At 50.4% G+C, this 18,639-nt stretch carries 16 protein-coding genes; 2 read left to right on the top strand and 14 right to left on the bottom strand.

Going from position 1 to position 18,639, the window contains the following annotated elements; genetic code table 11:
• Nucleotides 1–80: 80 nt before the first annotated feature.
• The gene (gene motB, locus O9139_RS13200) at nucleotides 81–863 is read right to left on the bottom strand and encodes a flagellar motor protein MotB (RefSeq protein WP_270879948.1); all 783 of its coding nucleotides are present in this window, start codon (nucleotides 861–863) and stop codon (nucleotides 81–83) included.
• Entirely contained in the window at nucleotides 860–1,654 is a 795-nt protein-coding gene (gene motA / locus O9139_RS13195) for a flagellar motor stator protein MotA (protein WP_270879947.1), read from the bottom strand. The genes motB and motA overlap by 4 nt, the downstream gene beginning before the upstream one ends.
• Nucleotides 1,655–1,895: 241 nt before the next feature.
• Here motA and O9139_RS13190 point away from each other — a divergent pair, with 241 nt between their 5' ends.
• Nucleotides 1,896–2,582: an aldo/keto reductase gene (locus O9139_RS13190; RefSeq protein WP_270879946.1), complete on the top strand. Its 687-nt coding sequence runs from the start codon at nucleotides 1,896–1,898 to the stop codon at nucleotides 2,580–2,582.
• Between the two features lie 341 nt (nucleotides 2,583–2,923).
• Here the strand turns inward: O9139_RS13190 and O9139_RS13185 are convergent, their stop codons facing one another.
• The 10 genes from O9139_RS13185 to O9139_RS13140 form a co-directional block, all read right to left on the bottom strand.
• Nucleotides 2,924–3,676, bottom strand: a complete 753-nt coding sequence (locus O9139_RS13185) for a LutC/YkgG family protein (RefSeq protein ID WP_270879945.1) — start codon at nucleotides 3,674–3,676, stop codon at nucleotides 2,924–2,926.
• Entirely contained in the window at nucleotides 3,669–5,180 is a 1,512-nt protein-coding gene (locus O9139_RS13180) for a LutB/LldF family L-lactate oxidation iron-sulfur protein (RefSeq protein WP_270879944.1), read from the bottom strand. Before O9139_RS13180 ends, O9139_RS13185 begins: the two co-directional genes overlap by 8 nt.
• Nucleotides 5,167–5,910, bottom strand: coding sequence for a (Fe-S)-binding protein (locus tag O9139_RS13175; protein WP_270879943.1), 744 nt, complete (start codon nucleotides 5,908–5,910; stop codon nucleotides 5,167–5,169). Before O9139_RS13175 ends, O9139_RS13180 begins: the two co-directional genes overlap by 14 nt.
• A gap of 130 nt (nucleotides 5,911–6,040) precedes the next feature.
• Nucleotides 6,041–6,808 carry a DeoR/GlpR family DNA-binding transcription regulator gene (locus O9139_RS13170; RefSeq protein ID WP_270879942.1) on the bottom strand — a complete coding sequence of 256 codons (768 nt, stop codon included), beginning with the start codon at nucleotides 6,806–6,808 and terminating at the stop codon, nucleotides 6,041–6,043.
• Between the two features lie 9 nt (nucleotides 6,809–6,817).
• Entirely contained in the window at nucleotides 6,818–8,323 is a 1,506-nt protein-coding gene (gene rhaB, locus O9139_RS13165) for a rhamnulokinase (RefSeq protein ID WP_270880132.1), read from the bottom strand.
• Nucleotides 8,317–9,537 (bottom strand): L-rhamnose isomerase, encoded by a 1,221-nt coding sequence (gene rhaI, locus O9139_RS13160; protein ID WP_270879941.1) that lies wholly within the window; start codon nucleotides 9,535–9,537, stop codon nucleotides 8,317–8,319. Before rhaI ends, rhaB begins: the two co-directional genes overlap by 7 nt.
• 27 nt (nucleotides 9,538–9,564) lie before the next feature.
• Complete coding sequence (locus tag O9139_RS13155; RefSeq protein ID WP_270879940.1) at nucleotides 9,565–11,634, bottom strand: bifunctional aldolase/short-chain dehydrogenase; 2,070 nt, start codon at nucleotides 11,632–11,634, stop codon at nucleotides 9,565–9,567.
• Nucleotides 11,635–11,833: 199 nt separating this feature from the next.
• Nucleotides 11,834–12,445 (bottom strand): DUF1273 domain-containing protein, encoded by a 612-nt coding sequence (locus O9139_RS13150; protein WP_270879939.1) that lies wholly within the window; start codon nucleotides 12,443–12,445, stop codon nucleotides 11,834–11,836.
• A 101-nt stretch (nucleotides 12,446–12,546) separates the two neighbouring features.
• Complete coding sequence (locus tag O9139_RS13145) at nucleotides 12,547–13,572, bottom strand: dienelactone hydrolase family protein (protein ID WP_270879938.1); 1,026 nt, start codon at nucleotides 13,570–13,572, stop codon at nucleotides 12,547–12,549.
• 5 nt (nucleotides 13,573–13,577) lie between these two features.
• Nucleotides 13,578–14,861: a Gfo/Idh/MocA family protein gene (locus tag O9139_RS13140; RefSeq protein ID WP_270879937.1), complete on the bottom strand. Its 1,284-nt coding sequence runs from the start codon at nucleotides 14,859–14,861 to the stop codon at nucleotides 13,578–13,580.
• Nucleotides 14,862–15,024: 163 nt separating this feature from the next.
• On the opposite strand from O9139_RS13140, the gene O9139_RS13135 reads away from it, so the two are divergent.
• A complete protein-coding gene (locus O9139_RS13135; RefSeq protein WP_270879936.1) occupies nucleotides 15,025–15,843 on the top strand; it encodes an AraC family transcriptional regulator in 819 nt (272 codons plus the stop codon).
• 206 nt (nucleotides 15,844–16,049) lie between these two features.
• Here the strand turns inward: O9139_RS13135 and uxaC are convergent, their stop codons facing one another.
• Together uxaC and O9139_RS13125 are read right to left on the bottom strand one after the other, a co-directional pair.
• On the bottom strand, nucleotides 16,050–17,450 hold the full coding sequence (gene uxaC / locus O9139_RS13130; RefSeq protein ID WP_270879935.1) for a glucuronate isomerase: 1,401 nt from the start codon (nucleotides 17,448–17,450) through the stop codon (nucleotides 16,050–16,052).
• A gap of 194 nt (nucleotides 17,451–17,644) precedes the next feature.
• Nucleotides 17,645–18,580, bottom strand: coding sequence for a VanW family protein (locus tag O9139_RS13125; RefSeq protein ID WP_270880131.1), 936 nt, complete (start codon nucleotides 18,578–18,580; stop codon nucleotides 17,645–17,647).
• Nucleotides 18,581–18,639: the final 59 nt, after the last annotated feature.

The raw sequence follows: 18,639 nt of genomic DNA, 5'->3' as shown, positions 1-18,639 counted from the left end.
CGGCGCCCCGGGAACGGGTTCGATCATATATCCATACAAAAAAGCCCCGCCTTCCAAAAGGAAGCAGCGGGACATTTTCTTTATTTTGCAATTTCATCTGTTGGTTTAATGTTTCTTAAAATACTGACTTCTACTCTGCGATTCGCAGCCCTGCCTTCTGTCGTGTCGTTACTGGCAACTGGACGGTACTCGCCGTAACCAACCGAATGATAATAAGAAGGATCAATCTTCGAATTATCCAACAATATTTTCATAAAGTTCACAGCCCGCTTCGCGCTCAAATCCCAGTTTGTTTCGAAGTCCTGACGGTGAATAGGCACATTATCCGTGTGTCCGGCGACCTCTACTTGATATCCCGGATATCGGCTCAGCATATCGGACATCGACACCGCTAGCGCTCTTGAATCATCCTTAATTGTTGCAGATCCGGAATTGAACAAAGCCTTGTCACTGATGGTTATCGTCAACTTGGCATTGTCCAGCTTAGTCGTTAACTGGTCGCCCATATTGTTCTCTTTAATAAAGCCGTCCATACTCTTTTTCAGCTCTTCAAGATCCTTTTCTTCCTTTTGCAGCTTAGCTTCCAATTGACTTTGCGCGTTATTCTGCTCCTGTCCATCACCTTTGGTTGCATTCGCAGGTTCGTCAATGGGAATCAAGTTCGACATCGAGAATGGTGCCATGCCTCCAGTAAATGCACTGTTCAGCGACCTCATCACGGAATCGTACTTTTTGGCGTCCATAGCACTAGAAGCGAACAAAATAATAAAGAGAGCTAGAAGCAGAGTAAGCAAGTCCGCATAGGGAATGAGCCATGTTTCATCGACGTGTTCTTCATGTTCCTCATGCTTCTTTTTACTCACTCAGGTGCCCCCTCTTTCGCTCCCTCCTCAAAGACATGGCGCTCCGAGTTGGGGATGAAAATCAACATTTTTTGTTTCACAGAATTCGCTGAAACGCCTGATTGGATGGATAATAAACCCTCAACGATCATCAGCTTAATCTCAACTTCTTTCTTCGACTTCTGCTTCAATTTATTGGCAAAAGGGTGACAAATGACATAACCCAGGAAAATACCGAACAAAGTGGCAACGAAAGCCGCTGAAATCAAGTGCCCTAACTTTTCAACTTCGTTCAGGTTCGAAAGAGCCGCAATCAAACCGACTACGGCGCCAAGTACACCTAGCGTCGGCGCATATGTACCAGCTTGGGTAAATATAAGTGCGTACTTCTTATGTCTTGCTTCCATCTCTGCAATATCTTCAAGCAATACGTCGCGTACAAAATCAGGATCATTGCCGTCAATGATCAGCCGCATGCCGCCTTTCATGAACGGGTCCGACAATTCTTCAGCTTGTGTCTCCAGAGACAGCAACCCTTCACGACGCGTAATCGCTACCCAGTTAACGAATGTATCGATCAATTCTTTTTTTTGCATTAACTTTTGTTCAGTAAAAATAATTTTAAATAACTTCGGAATCTTCTTCACTTCATCAAGTGAGAATGCTATGAATAATGCTGCTGCCGTACCCCCAAAGATAATCAACATCGCCGCAGGATTAAGAAGTGCTGACAAACTAGCTCCCTTCAAAACCATACCTACACCGATGGCTACAAACGCAAGAATAATGCCAATCAACGATGACTTTTCCATCTTTCCGCACCTCTCCAAATAATCTCTAAATCGCTTTAACTGCACATGATAAAATAATAAGTGCATTTCTTGTGGAATACAATCATTTTTTGTCAGAAATTAGGCCCAAAGTCTCAAGTAATGCCTAGTCTGATTTCCCTGTACATACTTTTAGACTTCTAGCACGTAAAACCCTGCACATTTCGACATTCGTATGAACTGAAAATATTGGATAACATATAACCAAGGGGTGATAATTGATTTGGAAAAGCGTAGTTTCGGCCAAACGGGAAAACAATTCCCGCTTCTAAGCTTTGGTGCTCAACGGATTGTCGATGAACATCATTGCACGGAAGAGGAAGCCTTGCAGATTGTGCATCGAGCAATCGACGAAGGCATCATATACTTCGATACGGCACCAAGCTACTCAGCAGGGCAGTCTGAGGAGCGGCTTGGCAAAGCGCTGCTAGGACGTAGAGACAAGGTTTGGATTGCTACCAAAACCCATGACCGAACTCGAGACGGATCATTGAAGCTTTTGGAAGCTAGCCTCAAACGGCTGCAAACGGATCATGTTGAAGAATGGCGATTACATAACATCATGACCATGGATGAACTGAACCAGTGTATGGCCAAAGGCGGAGCCCTTGAAGCACTGATAGAAGCTAAGGAACAGGGGATCATCAAGCATATTAGCATCAGCGGGCACACGAACCCGCGCGTTCAATTGGAAGCGATCGAACGCTTTCCATTTGATAGTGCATTGGTTGCTCTATCTGCGGCTGATCATCTTGTTTACAGCTTTGCTCACGAATTTTTGCCTCGAGCCAACGAAAAAGGCATCGCAATCATCGGTATGAAGGTGATGGCATTAGGCCAACTCGCGCCGTGGTATGAAAAAGCTTTGCAATATACGTTCTCATTGCCGATTTCCACTGCAATTGTCTGAATGGAGTCCATGCAGCAGCTAGAGAGGAACCTAGCCATAGCCAAAAGCTTCGAACCAATGACAGATATTGAACAACTGGAATTTTTCAAAGAAATTGTCCATCTGGCTAACCCGGAAGTACTTCGCTGGAAAGCTAGTCAATGGACTTCAGGCGAATGGTATGTCCGTTAGCAGCTAATAAGAAGCCAATTTCAGTGCTGTCAACCTACATTCGAGGGAGACTACTGAAATTGGCTTTTTGAGTACTGGCGAATAATGGGTACGGCATGGCGGTACGGCATGATTCAATAAAAAGAGCCATAAGAGAGGACAGCTCTCTTACAGCTCCTTAAGGCTCGCACTCAAATTTCATCTACGATTAGCGCATAGACAACACCAGGGCCATGGACGCCAATGGTTAAATCATTTTCAATATCAGCGGATCGGCTAGGACCTGAAATAAAATGAATACCCGCAGGGCGCTCTTTTAGCGGGAGCGCATCAAATGGCCGCAGGACTTCGCCCAGCTTGGTTTTCAAGCGGTTCAGCGGCAGAACGGCAATGAGTGTCGTAGGCAACAGGCTGACGCTTCGGCCACGCGTAGGATCTGATGTAACGACAAGTGAGCCTGTGTACGCAACAGCGTGCTCCACAGCCACAATCCCAATATCCGCTCCTGCCGCTTTGGCAACGAGCTCGTCTTTTCCCATTTCACCGGCCGACTCCGAGTTCCATACAGTGAGATTGATATCTGCAAAAGTTTTCAGTGCAGTTCTCAGTTCTGCAAGCTCATCTTGATCCTGAACGATCAAGTGTTTAGCCTGTGTCGTTGCGATAAAATTCTCAATAAACTCTCTGACATCAGGCATGCCTGAGAACCGTTTGACATGACCGCCAGCCTTTTGCCAGTTGGACATAAACAGCTCGACTCGCTGCTCGACAGGCAATTGTACGTCTTCCCAAAAGTCTGGAGCACCTTTAATGCTCCTAACCGGAGCTGTTTGTAAACGACGCTCTCTACCGAGACGGTTGGCAATGTTTCCGAAGAAAGCTTCTTGCTTCTGCAGCGCTTCCTCGTGAAGCTTTTGCAAAAAATCCGCATCCGATTTACCCATGATGCTTCCCTCCTCCTGTACGCTGAGCCATAAGCCGTTCCATCCGCGCTTTGATATCATTACTCAGCTCAGGCAGTGAGCCTGCCAATCCTTGTTCAATCTCTTTCCAAGACTCGCGGAAAGTTTTATTCGGCAAGCTTGGCGCATAGCGGTAAGAGTTCCAGCCTTTTAATGGGCCGATCCTTGCTTTGATATGCCCGTCACGCACAAGCATTTTTTGACCGATGCGGCCAAGTTTAACGAATGCTTTGACTCGGTTAGCGTTAGACATTAGGAACTTGAACCCGGACATGCCCGCCTGCTCCAGTGGATCCTTGGAACCGCGCTCTACTTTGCGATGGCGCAAATAGACCAGCATGTCGTGCAGCGGTATTTTCACGGGGCAGGCCTCGTAGCAAGCGCCGCATAAGCTTGATGCATTGGCGATATCATCCCATTCGGCAACGTTCTTATTGAGCGCCGGGGTCAAGACTGCGCCAATCGGCCCGCTATACACACCGCCATAAGCATGTCCGCCGATGTGCCGGTAAACCGGGCAGGCATTCAGGCAGGCGCCGCAGCGGATGCAGTTCAACAGCTCTTGAAACTGCGGATCGCCCAGTTGCAGTGACCGTCCGTTATCCAATATGATAACGTGCATTTCCTCCGGGCCGTCGCCATCTACCTGACGCTGTGGCCCCGATATGACGGACATGTAAACCGTCAGCTTCTGACCAGTCGCAGAGCGTGGCAGAAGCGTCGCCATGACCTCCAGATCGTCCAAGGTTGGGATGATCCGCTCCATGCCCATGAATGTAATTTGCGTCTTAGGGACGGTGCTAACCATACGCGCGTTGCCTTCATTTTCGAACAGAACGATGGAGCCCGTTTCTGCGATGGCGAAATTACAACCGGTCATCCCGATGTCAGCTTCAAGGAACTTTTCACGCAGCTTCCGGCGGACAAAGCCCGCAAGAATTCCTGTATCCGGCGGCAGCTCTTCACCTGCTTCTTTGGATAAGAGCTCGGCGATCTGGTAGCGGTTCTTATGAATGGCAGGTATGATAATATGGGACGGGGTTTCACCCGCTAGCTGGATAATATACTCTCCCAAATCGGTTTCAACAGCCTCGACGCCGAGTTGCTCAAGTGCATGGTTTATATGCAGTTCTTCAGAAACCATCGATTTGGATTTGACGACGCTTTTGGCCTTCTTTTGCTCAGCGATTTGCATCGTCAAGCGGACCGCGTCAGCCGCATCCGCTGCGAAATGGACATGGACGCCTTGAGCCCTTGCGTTCTCTACGAATCTTGCCAAATAGTAATCTAAGTGCGCGATCGTATGCAGGCGGATTTGGCGGCCGCGTTCCCGCCATTCCTCCCAATTGCCGTGCTCTTCAGCGGCAGCTAATTTCCCGTTTTTTAGGCGCTCGGTTGTGAACTTGACGGCATTGCGCAAAAAATCGTTATTCAGCGCGACTTTGGATCTTTCTTTGACGGAACCCGTTGCTCTATGCTCGCTCATGTGCCAGCTTCACTCCTTCAGCAAGTAATTCCGCAAGATGCATAACTTTCACAGGCTTCCCACGATGCAAGAGGTTTCCTGAGATGTTCATCAGGCAACCCATGTCTAGTCCGACCAGCACTTCTGCCTCTGTCTCCAGGACGTGATCGGATTTCTCAGAAACCATCGCGCCGGAAATATCGCACATTTTCACCGCGAACGTCCCCCCGAATCCGCAGCAATCCTCTGCATGCGGCAGCGGGACGAGCTGGAGATCTCGAACTTGTTGCATAAGGGCCATCGGCTCGTTCTTCACACCTAATAATCGGCTGCCGTGGCAAGATGGGTGGTAGGTCACTTTATGCGGGAATACCGCTCCCAGGTCCGTTACACCAAGCACTTGAACCAAAAATTGCGAGAATTCGTAAGTTTTTTCGATAAGTCGGTTGGCTTTGGCTAAGTTGACTGGATCGTTTTCAAATAGCTTCGGATAATAGTGATGGATCATACTCGTGCAGGAGCCTGATGGCGAAATTACAAAATCGCTGTCCTCAAAAGCTTCCAGCAGCGTTAAAGCCGCGCTCCTCGCTTCGTCCCAGTATCCACTGTTAAAAGCGGGCTGGCCGCAACACGTCTGTACTTCCGGAAAGTCAAGTTTGACCCCGTAGCGGGCTAATAGTTGTACCATTGAAGCGCCGACCTTGGGATAGACAAGATCACTTAAGCAGGTAATGAACAGTGAAACTTTCATGATGTCGCGTACTCCCTTCCTGACTGCTATTGCAAATCCGAATTGCTCAGACTTTGCTGTAAACCGTTTATACAAAAAACCACCCACAGTACTATGTACATAATACTGGTGATGGTAAATACGTTCTCAATTAATTTCTATCTAATTGCAAGACATTGACCCCTTTTTCACGAATCAGGCTGACATTGTCCTTATTGGTTTGCTGGTCGGTGATCAAGTAGTGGATATCCTGCCAGCTAGCCACCTGTGTCAGTGATTGCATGCCAAATTTGCTATGATCAGCCAGCAAGTAGGTCTCATCGGCAATGGCAATCATTTTTTGCTTGATGAGCGCCTGCAGTTCATTAGATTCGCTGATGCCACGCTGCATGTGAACGCCTTTACAGGACAAGAACAGCTTATGGGCATGGTACGTATCCAGCGATCGCTCAGCAAGCGGTCCTACATATGAAAGTGATTTTGGAGACAAGAGTCCTCCGGTGGAAATCACCTGAATTTTTTCCTTGGTGCTGACCTCAAGCGCAACTTTAATTGAATTGGTAATAATCGTCAATGGCATATCCGGTATCAATCTTGCCATATACCAAGCTGTCGTGCTTGCATCCAAAATGATGCGGTCATTTTCCCGGATGCGCGAAACCGCTTCTTTGGCAATGCTGTTCTTGAAGTCGGCATATGCCGATTCCCGCTCCATGAATGGGACCTCGGACTGCGCTTCCTTCACGCTTACAGCGCCGCCATGACTGCGCATCAGCTTGCCTTCGCTTTCCAATTTATCCAAGTCGCGCCGAATCGTTTCTTCTGTAACTTGACACAGCTCACTCAGCTCAGTGACGCGAATGCTGCCTCTTTCATTGACCAACTGAACGATTTTCTGCCATCTTTCCGCTACGAGCATCGTCTTCCCTCATTTCACTATCGATCGGGATACCACCTGTTGAAAAGCTTCATACGCTTCCCCCCAGTCTCTCTCCTCGCTAGGGGAGTACGTTTTTACTGGGAATGAATTGCGTATCAGCCTTCTGGCCTCACTTAAATTTGGGATATACCCGAGTGCTATCCATTGTACTACAAGGTTGCCTAAGGCACTACCTTCTACAGGCCCTGCCCACACCTCGCGCCCGATAGCGTTGGAAGTAAACTGGCACAGCAGTTCGTTCTGAATACCGCCGCCAACGATATGGAGGCCTGTATACGTTTTACCGGTTAATTGCTCCGTACGCTCCAGCACCAGCCGGTATTTCAAAGCCAGGCTCTCCAGGACACAACGGATCAGCTCACCTTTGGTTTGCGGAACAGCTTGCTGTGTATCCCGGCAGTACTGCTGAATTTGCTTCGGCATGTGGTCCGGGCTGAGGAACTGATCGTCGTCCGGATCGATAAACGACTTGAACGGCGGAGCTAGCTCTGCCAATTTAACAAGCTCTGCGAAGCTGAGCACTTCCCCATCTTTATCCCAAGCGCGCTTGCATTCCTGTATGAGCCAGAGCCCCATAATGTTCTTCAGCAAGCGGTTGGTGCCGTAGACGCCGCCCTCGTTCGTGAAGTTCCAGGCCAAAGCCTGTTCACTCAAGATGGGCTGCAGCGTTTCCGAACCGAGCAGGGACCACGTTCCGCAGCTTAAGAAGGCGAAGTCCTCCTGCAGCGCAGGAACGGCTACGACAGCCGAAGCCGTGTCATGCTCGCCTACGGCGATGACGGGCAGCGCCGGAACATCCAGCTCTGCGCAAATGGAAGCGGTCAAAGCGCCGACCCTTGTGCCTGAAGGTACAGGAGGAAGCAAGAGGTTGACCGGCAGACCGAGCTGTTCCAGAAGCTCAGCATCCCAGATATGCGTAGTCGCATTGATCAGCTGTGTCGTTGTTGCATTTGTGAATTCGCTATGCTTTTCACCCGTGAGGAAGTAACGCAAAAGATCCGGGATCATAAGCAAAACATCGGCCTGGTTCAACAGCTGCGGGTTTCGCTCTTTGATCGCACAAAGCTGATAAATGGTATTAAACTGCAGAAACTGCAGCCCTGTCTTGGCATAAAGTTTCGCCTGCCCGATACTTGCGATCACCCGATCCATGACACCATCCGTTTGATGATCGCGGTAATGGTATGGATTTCCAAGAAGCTCCCCGCCAGGGGCAAGGAGGCCGAAATCAACCGCCCAGGAATCGATCGCCAGGCTCTCGATTTGGTCGGCATAACCTAGATGCTTGGCGCTCAGGATGCCTTGTTTGATTTCGTGCAACAGCCGGAGAATATCCCAGTGAAGGCGGTCGCCCACCTTCACGGGATCATTCGGGAAGCGGTGAATTTCTTCGATCGTCATTTGGCCCGCTTCGGAATCAAGCTTTCCGATGATCGCTCGGCCGCTGCTTGCTCCTAAATCAAATGCCAGAGCGGTCGATAGCTTGCTCACCAGCTAGCACCGCCTTTGCCACGGACATTGATGCTTTCGTCATAACCGCTGGCTAAATAAGCTTTCATCGGATCGACAGGCACACCCATCTCTTCACGAACCGCATGAAGCAGCGGGGTAACATCGAACTCGTGCGCACGGCGCACAGCATCTTCTGCAGCAAGCACATCCTGGCGCTCTTGGGCGTCCCTTACCTCATCCAAGTTAATCAATAAGGCTTTGGCATATTGCGTCTGCACGTTCAATACGGAACGCAGCATCGCTGGAATTTTGCGCTCGATGTTATGGCTTTGATCGATCATGTAGGCAATATTGTTGGCTGCTTGGCGGATTTGCGGGTTTGGATCATTCGCCGCATCCAGAATTTGATAAAAGATAAGGAAGAGTTCGTACGGATTCACAGAACCGACGATCAAGTCGTCATCGCCATATTTACGGCTGTTAAAATGGAAGCCGCCTAATTTATTTTCATCCAATAAATAAGTGACGATATGCTCAATATTGGTACCCTGTGGGTGGTGTCCGGTGTCCACGAGCACTTCCGCTTGCGGACCCAATTTATTAGCCATATTGAAGGCCATGCCCCAATCGGCCAGATCGGTGTGATAGAAGGCTGGTTCATAGAACTTGTATTCAATAAGCATCCGCATACTCGGCGTCATAGCCGCATACATCTCTTTCAGCGCTTCATACATCCAAGCCTTACGCTTACGGATATCAACCTGCCCTGGATAGTTGGAGCCGTCGGCGAACCACAGGCTGAGCACATCGGAGCCTACGGTTTTGGCGATGTCTACACACTCAAGCAGATGGTCTGTCGCTTTGCGGCGGATTGCCGGATTGGAGTTCGTTACGCTGCCGAAAATATAATCGTCTTCCTGGAACAAGTTCGGGTTCACGGCGCCAATGGCAACACCCAGATCAGCAGCATGCTGCTTCAGCTTCGCGTAGTCATCCACTTTATCCCAAGGGATGTGGATCGCGACAGAAGGACAAACGCCTGTCAGTTTATGCACTTGCGCAGCGTCCTCGAACTTCTCAAAAGGATTGCGCGGAACTCCGTTTTGCTTGAATACTTTAAAGCGAGTACCCGAATCCCCGTAACCCCAGGAAGGGGTTTCTACTTTGAGTGCTTTCAGCTTGCTTTTTACAGCTTCAAGGTCAATGCCTCTGGCTGCTTGCTGTTCTTCAAACAGTGCATATGCGTGATCGCTCATCGGTATATCCTCCTTAATATGGGTAACTTAGCGTGTGAAGGCTGCAGGCACGCCGCCATCTACAGTAATCATGCAACCCGTTGTTTTGTCAGCTTTGGAAGAAGCAAAGTACACGATTGCCTCCGCAATGTCTTTCGGGAAAATATTAACAAGCAGCGTAGTCCGTTTGCGGTAGTACTCTTCCAACTGATCCGGCTCAATGCCATAGGCAGCGGCACGTTCATTGCGCCAGCCGGAGTTCCAGATCGCCGATCCTTGCAGCACCGCATCCGGAAGTACGGAGTTGACGCGAATGCCATACTCGCCACCTTCGGCAGCGATACAGCGTGCCAAATGAATTTCTGCAGCTTTGGCTGTGCTGTAAGCGGAGGCGTTCTTGCCCGCATATACAGAGTTTTTGGAGCCTACGAATACCATGCTGCCGCCGACTTTTTGCTTCTTCATAATCTTGAACGCTTCACGGGCAACCAGGAAATATCCGGTGCTGAGCACGTTCATGTTCAAGTTCCATTCTTTGAGAGAGGTTTCATCAAAAGGACTCGAAGTTGCCAGTCCCGCATTGTTGACGATAATATCGACACCGCCGTAGGCAAGAATCGTTTCACGGAATGCAGCTTCCACTTCTTCCTCTTTCGTTACATCTATTTTCACGGCAAAAGCTCTGTGATCGCCATGCTGCTCATTCAGTTCAGCCGACAGCTTTTGCGCACCTTCCAGATTGAGATCAGCGAGCACGACATGGGCGCCGTCTTTCAGCAATTGGCGAGCTGTTGCACTTCCGATACCGCCTGCACCGCCTGTAATGAAGGCAACCTTGCGGGAAAATTCCGCTTCTGCAGGGGCAAGCGTCAGCTTGTAAAGCTCAAGCGGCCAGTATTCCACGTTGTAGGATTCGTTTTCGCTCAGTGATACGAATGTGCCAAGCGCCGTCGCGCCTCTCATAACGGAGATCGCACGGTGATACAATGCGCCGCTCACTTGCGCCATCGCCCAGCTCTTTCCAGTATTAATCATACCGATCCCCGGGATCAAAATAACGCGAGGTGCAGATTCGAACATAACGTCGCCTTCGTTTTTGTTGCGTTCAAAGTAGGCTTTGTACTCTTCTTTGTAAGCTGCGATGCCGGCAGTTAAAGCAGCAGCCAGCTCATCGGCATTTCGGGAATTCGGATTCCAGTCGATGTAAAGCGGCTTCATTTTGGTATGTACCAGGTGGTCTGGGCAAGCTGCGCCGACTTGTGACAACACAGCCGCATCCTTGCTGTTAACAAATTTGAGCACATCGTCTGCGCTATCGACGGTCAGGATCATTTTCTTCTCGGCGCTTACCGCTCCGCGAACAAGAGGCAGCACCTGAGCAAGCAGGTCATTGCGCTCGGACTCATTAAGAGACTCGTACTTCGTTCCGCCGTAGAGATCGCCCTCGTTCACACGAGCTTCGATGAAATCTTCCGCTTCCTGGATGATCGCCAGCGTTTTGCGGTAGCTCTCTTCGCTCGTTTCGCCCCAAGTGACTAGACCGTGCTTCTCCATGAGAACCAGTTCGGCTTGCGGGTTATTTTTAACACCCGTCGCAATCATTTTGGACAAAGTAAAGCCAGGTCGCACATAAGGCACCCAAACAAAACGGTCACCGTAAATTTCCTTGGCCAGCTCTTTGCCGTTGTGTGCGCAGCAGAGGCTGATAATCGCATCAGGGTGCGTATGGTCGACGTGCTTGAATGGCAGGAATGCATGCAAAAGAGTTTCAATGGAAGCGCGCGGATGCTTGCTGTCGATCATGCAGTTCGCCAAGTAAGCGACCATCTCTTCGTCAGACATTTCATCGCGCTCGTACAGCGGACGGATATCTTCCATGCGCAGGCCTGTGAAATTTTTCGCTTTCATCGTAGCCAGGTCGGAGCCGCTGCCCTTCACCCACATCACTTCCACTTCGCGACCGCGGAAATCGATTTCAATTGTCTTCATCGATGTATTGCCGCCGCCCCAGTTCGCCACTGCGCGATCAGTACCCAATAAATTCGAACGGTAGACCAATTCATCCAATCCGCTCTTTACTGCACTTGCTTTATCCGTTTCCCACAAATTCGCAACCATAAGTACCCTCCTAAGTATTGTCCTTGTTCTCTTCCCATGAGTCTATGTTTGTTCTTGATGGATTCATCGTATCATATCTTTGTTTATTTTTGAATACATTTTTATTTTTTTGTTTAATAGGCAAAAAAAGAAACCAATCCTGCGAATACAGATTTGGTTTCTTTTTGTTTCGTATGCTTTAGGCGCATCGGCACCAGCGCTAGAAGTCCACATAGTCAGGATCGTCCCGCTCTCCTGCTTCTCCCGTCTCTCCCCCATAGTCCCATGACTCAACATGGTCATCCTCAGCGACACTTTGCAAATCAAACGCATTGATCAAGATAATCGGATAGGCTTGGCTCGCGCCGACTTGCTCCGCTTGTCTTTTCATAAACTTCGGAGAACCTTCGGTTTCTTCATCGTAGACGAGCAAAATCCCATCCGTGTTGCGCAGCAAAAACTTGTCCCGCTCCTTGAACTGCCACGGACCTTCATATTTCGTCTTCGTGATGCTGTTGACATAATCGGCGCGCCCGATGACGCTGCTGTAGATCGCTTTCTTTTCATCGCTCCAATTCTCTTCCTGCTGCAAAAAAGGGGTAATGACCGCGAGCTTGAGTGCCGGATAGTCCCGCTTCAATTCAATGACGGTTTCCGCCGCCCAAATCTCCACGCCCCATTGTCCGCTCACGATGACCCATTCCAGTCCTTCGTCCAACAAAGCGAGAAGCTTCTTGTGGAGCGCTTTTTTAATAATCGCAATGCCGGGATGCTTCAGTGAGAAGATGCCTAATTCCGTCGCTTTGTAACCTGTAACCAAGAGTCTTTTCAAAAAAACAGCACCACCTTACTCTATCTCTTTCAGGTTAGCACAGATAAATTCGTTTATAAAGCAAAGAAGAGCCGCAGGATGAGTGCCTGCAAGCTCTTTACTCAATAATTGTATAACTGTTCGACCAGCCATGGATAGGCTTGACGTCCGTTCACTTCATGCACACCCGGAAACAGATGAACGCCTAACCGCGCCTCTGCCTGCTCATGGGCATAGGTCCGCTGCAGATGCTCCACTGCCGCTCTCGCCGTGATCGCGGGAAAAATAGGGTCCTGCTCCCCCAATTCAATAAAAAGCGCGCGTGGAGCGATCAATCCGATCAACTCCGGAAGCTCCGCGATATCCAGAGCGCCCGGCACATAATTATCGATGCAGTGGCGAACGTGCATGATGCTGCCTTGAAAAGTGTTAGCGAAAGCGCACAACACTGTCGCGCGGATGCGCGCATCGAGCGCGGACGCGTAGGCGCCGACGAGGCCGCCGCCGGAGAAGCCGAAGCACCCGATCCGCTGCGGGTCCACCTCTTCCCGTGTGGCGAGGTAGTCCAGCGCACGGAGCGCTTCCTGCACCCGCAAGCCTGCGAGCGGGATGCCGTACAAGAGCAAATGCGCAGCCAGCGCCTGGCACGAGTTGCTGCCGACCTCGCCCGCCTCCAGGTCGGCGGCCAGTCTGCGGTCCCCGAAGCCAAACACTTCGGGGACCAGCACAACCAAACCGCGCCGCACGAGCTCCAGCGCGTAGTTGCCGTGAACGTCAGGCTTGCCGACGTTCACGGTCCCGTCCGGAAGCAGGCCGGAGATCTGCCTGCTTCCATAGCCATGGCCGTGCACAGCCAACACAGCCGGGTTACCGCGAAGCGGTCCCTTCGGCAGCAGCACATAGGCCGGGACCCGCAGTCCGCCGAACGTGCCGAATTCGACGCGCTCGCGGATGTGGTCGGCAAGCACCACGCGCTCGAGCAGGCGGGGGCGCAGTTCGTCGACAGGCAGCGGAATCGCCAGCGCGTCGGTCAAGCGCTGTTTCAGCCTGCTTCGCGTTTGCTCCGCGCTCTCTGCCTGACGTCTATCATGACGCTTCGCTTCAAAAGAGCGATACAGCCCTTCCATGAACGAATCCGGATTCCACATGGGAGTTAAAATTTCACCAGTTTATCGACTTGAACCGGCAGGCCCGTGCGTAAGGAAATGTTGCCTGCAATGCCCGTCAAGATCGACATCGCGCCATCCACGTGCGAAGCTGCACGCTGGAAGCGGTCGTCAGCCGGTTTGTCAAAAATATCTTTCAGCAAGATCGGGTCGCCGCCGCCATGGCCGCCAACGCCTTCTTCGATCTGCACTTGGTAAGGGGCATCAAACATCGGGAATACTTTGATTGTTTTTTCTTGCAGCGCGCCTTCGTCTTCTTTTTTGCCGCCTGAGTTTACATAAGATTTTTCCACGACACGCATTTCGATACGGCCTTTGCTGCCGTTGATGTTCACATTGAAACCTTCCCATGGCATGTAAGCATTGAGGGAATAGGTCAAAATCGCTTTATTTTTGTAGCGTACCGTTACGCCCATTGTATCTTCAATGTTAATGCCGTCGCCGAACACGCTTTGGTCGCGTTGGTAGCCGTCCTCATGCTCCGCATCCAGGTACAAGCCCTTCAGATGATCGTTCTGATCCAAATGAAGCGCAAACGGATCATCTTTGGCCAGTTCGCTGCCTGTCGCGCGTTGGTAGAATTGGGTTACGCCGCGTTTCTCGGCATTTTCTCTGCCGTAGAACATCAATCCGCCCAAAGCAAAAACCGTTTCCGGTTGCGTGCCCAGCCAGAAGTTCACCAGATCAAAATGGTGCGTGGACTTGTGCACCAACAAACCGCCGCTGTTGCGCTTGTCCCGGTGCCATCTGCGGAAATAGTCCGCGCCGTGCTCGGTGTTCAGCAGCCACTCGAAATGAACGGAATGGACATCGCCGATCACGCCATCCATGATGAGCTCGCGGATTTTGGTATTATGCGGCGCATAGCGGTAATTGAATGTCACGCGCAGTTGACGGCCCGTACGCTCGATCGTATCCAGAATCTCCTGGCATTTCTCTTCGTCGACAGTCATCGGCTTCTCGGAAATGACATCGCAGCCCAGCTCCATCGCTTTGATGATATACGTATGATGAGTCCGGTCCACCGTCGTAACGATGACGTAATCAGGCTTCTCTCTGCGAATCATTTCTTCGAACTCATCCGCTTTATAAGTAGGCACCGCATGGTATCCGTATTTGCCTGTGAGCAAACGATTGGTGAAATCCATACGGGTTTGATTGATATCGCAAATAGCAACCAGCTCTGAAGTCTCTTGAAAATCTCTTACAATCGCGCCATAGAAAAACTCAGCACGTCCTCCGGTACCAACTAACACATAACGCTTTTTCATTCTGGGCTTCCCCTCTCGAGTTTCAATGTATTCTGCTTTTCTTACTATTAAAGTAATACAATATTTGCTTATTTTCTAATCAAATCTTACCTTTCAACTGCACTTTCTTGCATATTTTGCTATAATGAGAAAAAGAGTTACATGATGCGAGAGGTGAATTCCCTTGCCTACTTTTGTGATCGAGCGACAGCGCAGCGGCCCTTTTTCCATGCCTGTCAATCATTTTCATGACCATTATGAAGTCTATTACCTGGTTTCCGGCAAAAGGTACTATTTCATACAGGACCGCTCCTATTTGATCGAGGAGGGCGATCTTGTTTTTATTGACCGCAACGAGCTTCATAAAACGCATAATGTGGATGCCCAGCACCATGAGCGTATTTTGATCAGTTTTGGCGCTGATTTGGTGGACGATCTCGGGGAACATGCCGTTGAGCATTTGCTTGTCCCTTTTACACAGAAGCAGCATATCCTTTCGCTAACGGGCACCAATCGCACCTTTGTTGAAAACCTGCTGTTCAGTATGCTCCGCGAGCAGCAGCAGGCTTTGAACGGGTGGGAGCTGGGCAGTAATGCGCTGCTGACGCAGCTGCTGCTTTATTGCTCCAGGCTCGTCGATAAGACGAGTGCAAAGGAAGCGCGCAACCATGCGATGAATCCGAAAATCTTTGAGATCGTCGCTTTTATTAACGAGCACTACCGGACGAGATTGACGCTGACGTCGATTTCCGAGTCGTTTTTTATTAGCCCGAGCTATTTTTGCCGCGCTTTTAAGGAGACGACCGGGTTCTCGTTCATCGAGTACCTGAACAATGTACGCATCCGTGAGGCACAGCGCTTGCTCCGTGAAACGAAGCTCAAGGTCATCGACGTTGCGGAGCAGTCCGGCTTCGACAGCGTGGCGCATTTTGGCCGCGTCTTCAAGCAAGTGACGCAGCAGACCCCGCTGGAGTGCCGCAAGCTGATGCGCCAAGTGAAGTAGGTAGGAGCGGCGGCCTGGGTGCGCGGTGCATAGCGAGTGCGGGGGGAACGACCGCGCAAAGCCTAGTCCGCCGAGCCCTGCACGCGGGGCAGCAAGGCTGCAACTTGAAAGCCGCTCCCTGCGTATCCTGCAAATTCAGCAGCAAAACGTAGATGGCATAGCAAAAAAGCCTGCAAGCGATCGCTCGCTCACAGGCTTTTATCATTTTAAAAACTGAAATATTGTTTCGCATTATTATAGCTGATTCCTTCAACAAGCTGCTTGAGCAGCTCTTCATCGTTCGGGAACTCGCCCTGCTCCACCCACTCACCGATCATGTTGCACAGCAGGCGGCGGAAGTACTCATGGCGCGTGTAGGACAAGAAACTTCTGGAATCAGTCAACATGCCGACAAAGCGGCCCAGCAAGCCCACGTTGCCCAATGTTTTCATTTGCTGCAGCATGCCGTCTTTCGTATCGTTGAACCACCATGCAGCGCCCAATTGGATTTTGCCTGGGATGCCTTCGCCTTGGAAGCTGCCCATCAGCGTACCCAGAATTTCGTTATCGCGCGGATTCAACGAGTATAAGATCGTTCTTGGCAGCGACTCTGCCAGCGCCAAAGAGGACAGCAGTCCCGTCAATGCGCTAGCCACCGAGCTGTCGTTGATCGAGTCGTAACCTGTATCAGGGCCAAGCTCGCGGAACGCTTTGCCATTGTTGTTACGGGATGCATTAATGTGGTACTGCATCGCCCAATCCAGCTTTTTGTATACGCCCCCTAGGAAGAGCAGGGTGAACGCTTTGTATTTCTTTTCATCATCCAAGCTGACAGCTTGTCCTTCCAAAGCGCTTTGGAAAATTTGGGCAACTTCTTCTTTGGGAGCAGCCGCATAAGGCACATAGTCCAGCGCATGGTCAGATACTTTACAGCCAACGGAAGCAAAGAACTCCGCGCGGTTTTCCAGCGCATTCAGCAAGTCATCGTAGCTGCGGATCGCGATGCCGGAAGCTTGCTCCAGCTGAGCAATCCAAGGTCGGAACGTAGCGCGGTTGATTTCCAGCGCTTTGTCCGGACGGAACGAAGGCAGTACTTGCGTATCGAAATCTGGAAGCTCCTTGATTTTGATATGGTATTCTAGCGAATCCGTCGGATCGTCCGTCGTGCAAATAACCGTTACTTTAGACATCGTAATCAAGTCGCGGGCACGCAGATTGCCCTCAGCCAGCTTGGCGTTCACCTTTTCCCAAATGACCGGCGCATTTTTCTCATTAATCAGTTCCTTAACATCAAAAAAGCGCTGCAACTCCATATGCGACCAGTGGTACAGCGGATTGCCAATCGCCATCGGCAGTGTGGATGCCCATGCCGCGAAGCGGTCGTAATCGCTGGCTTGTCCAGTCACTTTATCTTCCGTTATGCCGTTGGCGCGCATCATTCTCCACTTGTAGTGATCGCCGTACAGCCAAGCTTCGGTAATATTGTTGAATTGAATATTTTCATAGATTTCCTTCGGACTTAAGTGACAATGGTAGTCGATAATCGGCAGGTCCTTGGCAATGTTGTGAAATAAATGCACCGCTGTATCATTCGTAAGCAAAAAGTTCTCATCTAAAAACGTTTTCATGTGTAAGTTTCCACCTTTCTGAGCCTGTTGAACCTGCTGTCTATTGTAGCCGAGCCTCCCTTAAAAATCTTGCGATTTATTGCTTATATTTTGCAAAAATATGCATATATTGACCTTTCCCGCCCGGCAAGTATCAAGCGAAAAAGCCCTGCAGCGCCATCCCGGGCGCTTTAGGGCTAACAGAGCCGCACGGCTTACGGCGTCATGTTGACGCCCGTGCCGGCATGAATTTCTTCTGGCAGCGTCTCCGATGCGCTCGGGACGTGCCGCGGTTTAGGTTTGACCAGCTCGGAGGTGTAAATCGTAATGACGACCTGCCCAGGCATTGCTTGGGAGCGGATCAGCACGGGCTGATTGTAACTGTTCGTAAAGCTGAAATCCGGCCCGCCCCAATTCACCGTCGCATCCCGGCCAGGCGGAACATATGGCACGGATCTGCTGTGGGAGTAGCGTTCTACGATTTTCAAACCCGCCCGGTCCGCCGCATTAAAAAGCGTTGAGGAAATCTGGCATATGCCGCCGCCGATCCCTTCGGAAAACTCGCCGCGTACGATAATTTTGGCGGCCTTATAGCCGCGTGCCGGTGTACGGACGCCTACAACACGATTAAAGGAGAACGTCTCCCCCGGAAGCACGACATAATTGTTAATTGCTTTTGCAGCTAGCGTAATATTATGATAACGATTTTGGTTTCGTGAATTAAAATAAGTCACATAGTACCCGATCGGCTGAACGCGAATGGCAGCGAGCAGCTCACTGTCCACCTTGGGATAAATCGTCATTTCCGGCGGTTTTAGCTGAAAGATGGCAGGATCATAGTAAGCCTTATAAAACTCTTTTTGAAACGCCTCCCGATTCAGCCTGACGCCTGCTTCTTCCTTGACGATTGCACCGCTGTCATTGATCGTAGCATTAACTGGCGCGCGGTACATCGCTTTGTCGATTTGCTTGATTAACGTATCCAGCTTCCCATCATCGATCAGCGGCAAACCGGAATATGGCTGTGTATAGTCAGCGGGCTTTACATTCCGAATACAGGAGCCGCTATGGTCGATACATAGTTGATGCTGCTCCTGAATGGGACTCTGACGAAGCAAAAGCATAACGCCCGCGATAAAGCTCAAACTCATTGCCAAGATGACCTCTCCTATCCTTGGTGCCTGTCCTCGTAAAGCTTGTTGGTAGTATA

This window comes from Paenibacillus aestuarii, from assembly GCF_027789125.1.
GTDB classification, from domain to species: Bacteria; Bacillota; Bacilli; order Paenibacillales; family NBRC-103111; genus Paenibacillus_E; species Paenibacillus_E aestuarii.
Note: the sequence above shows the minus strand (reverse complement) of the source record. Positions and strands in the feature narration are given on the sequence as shown.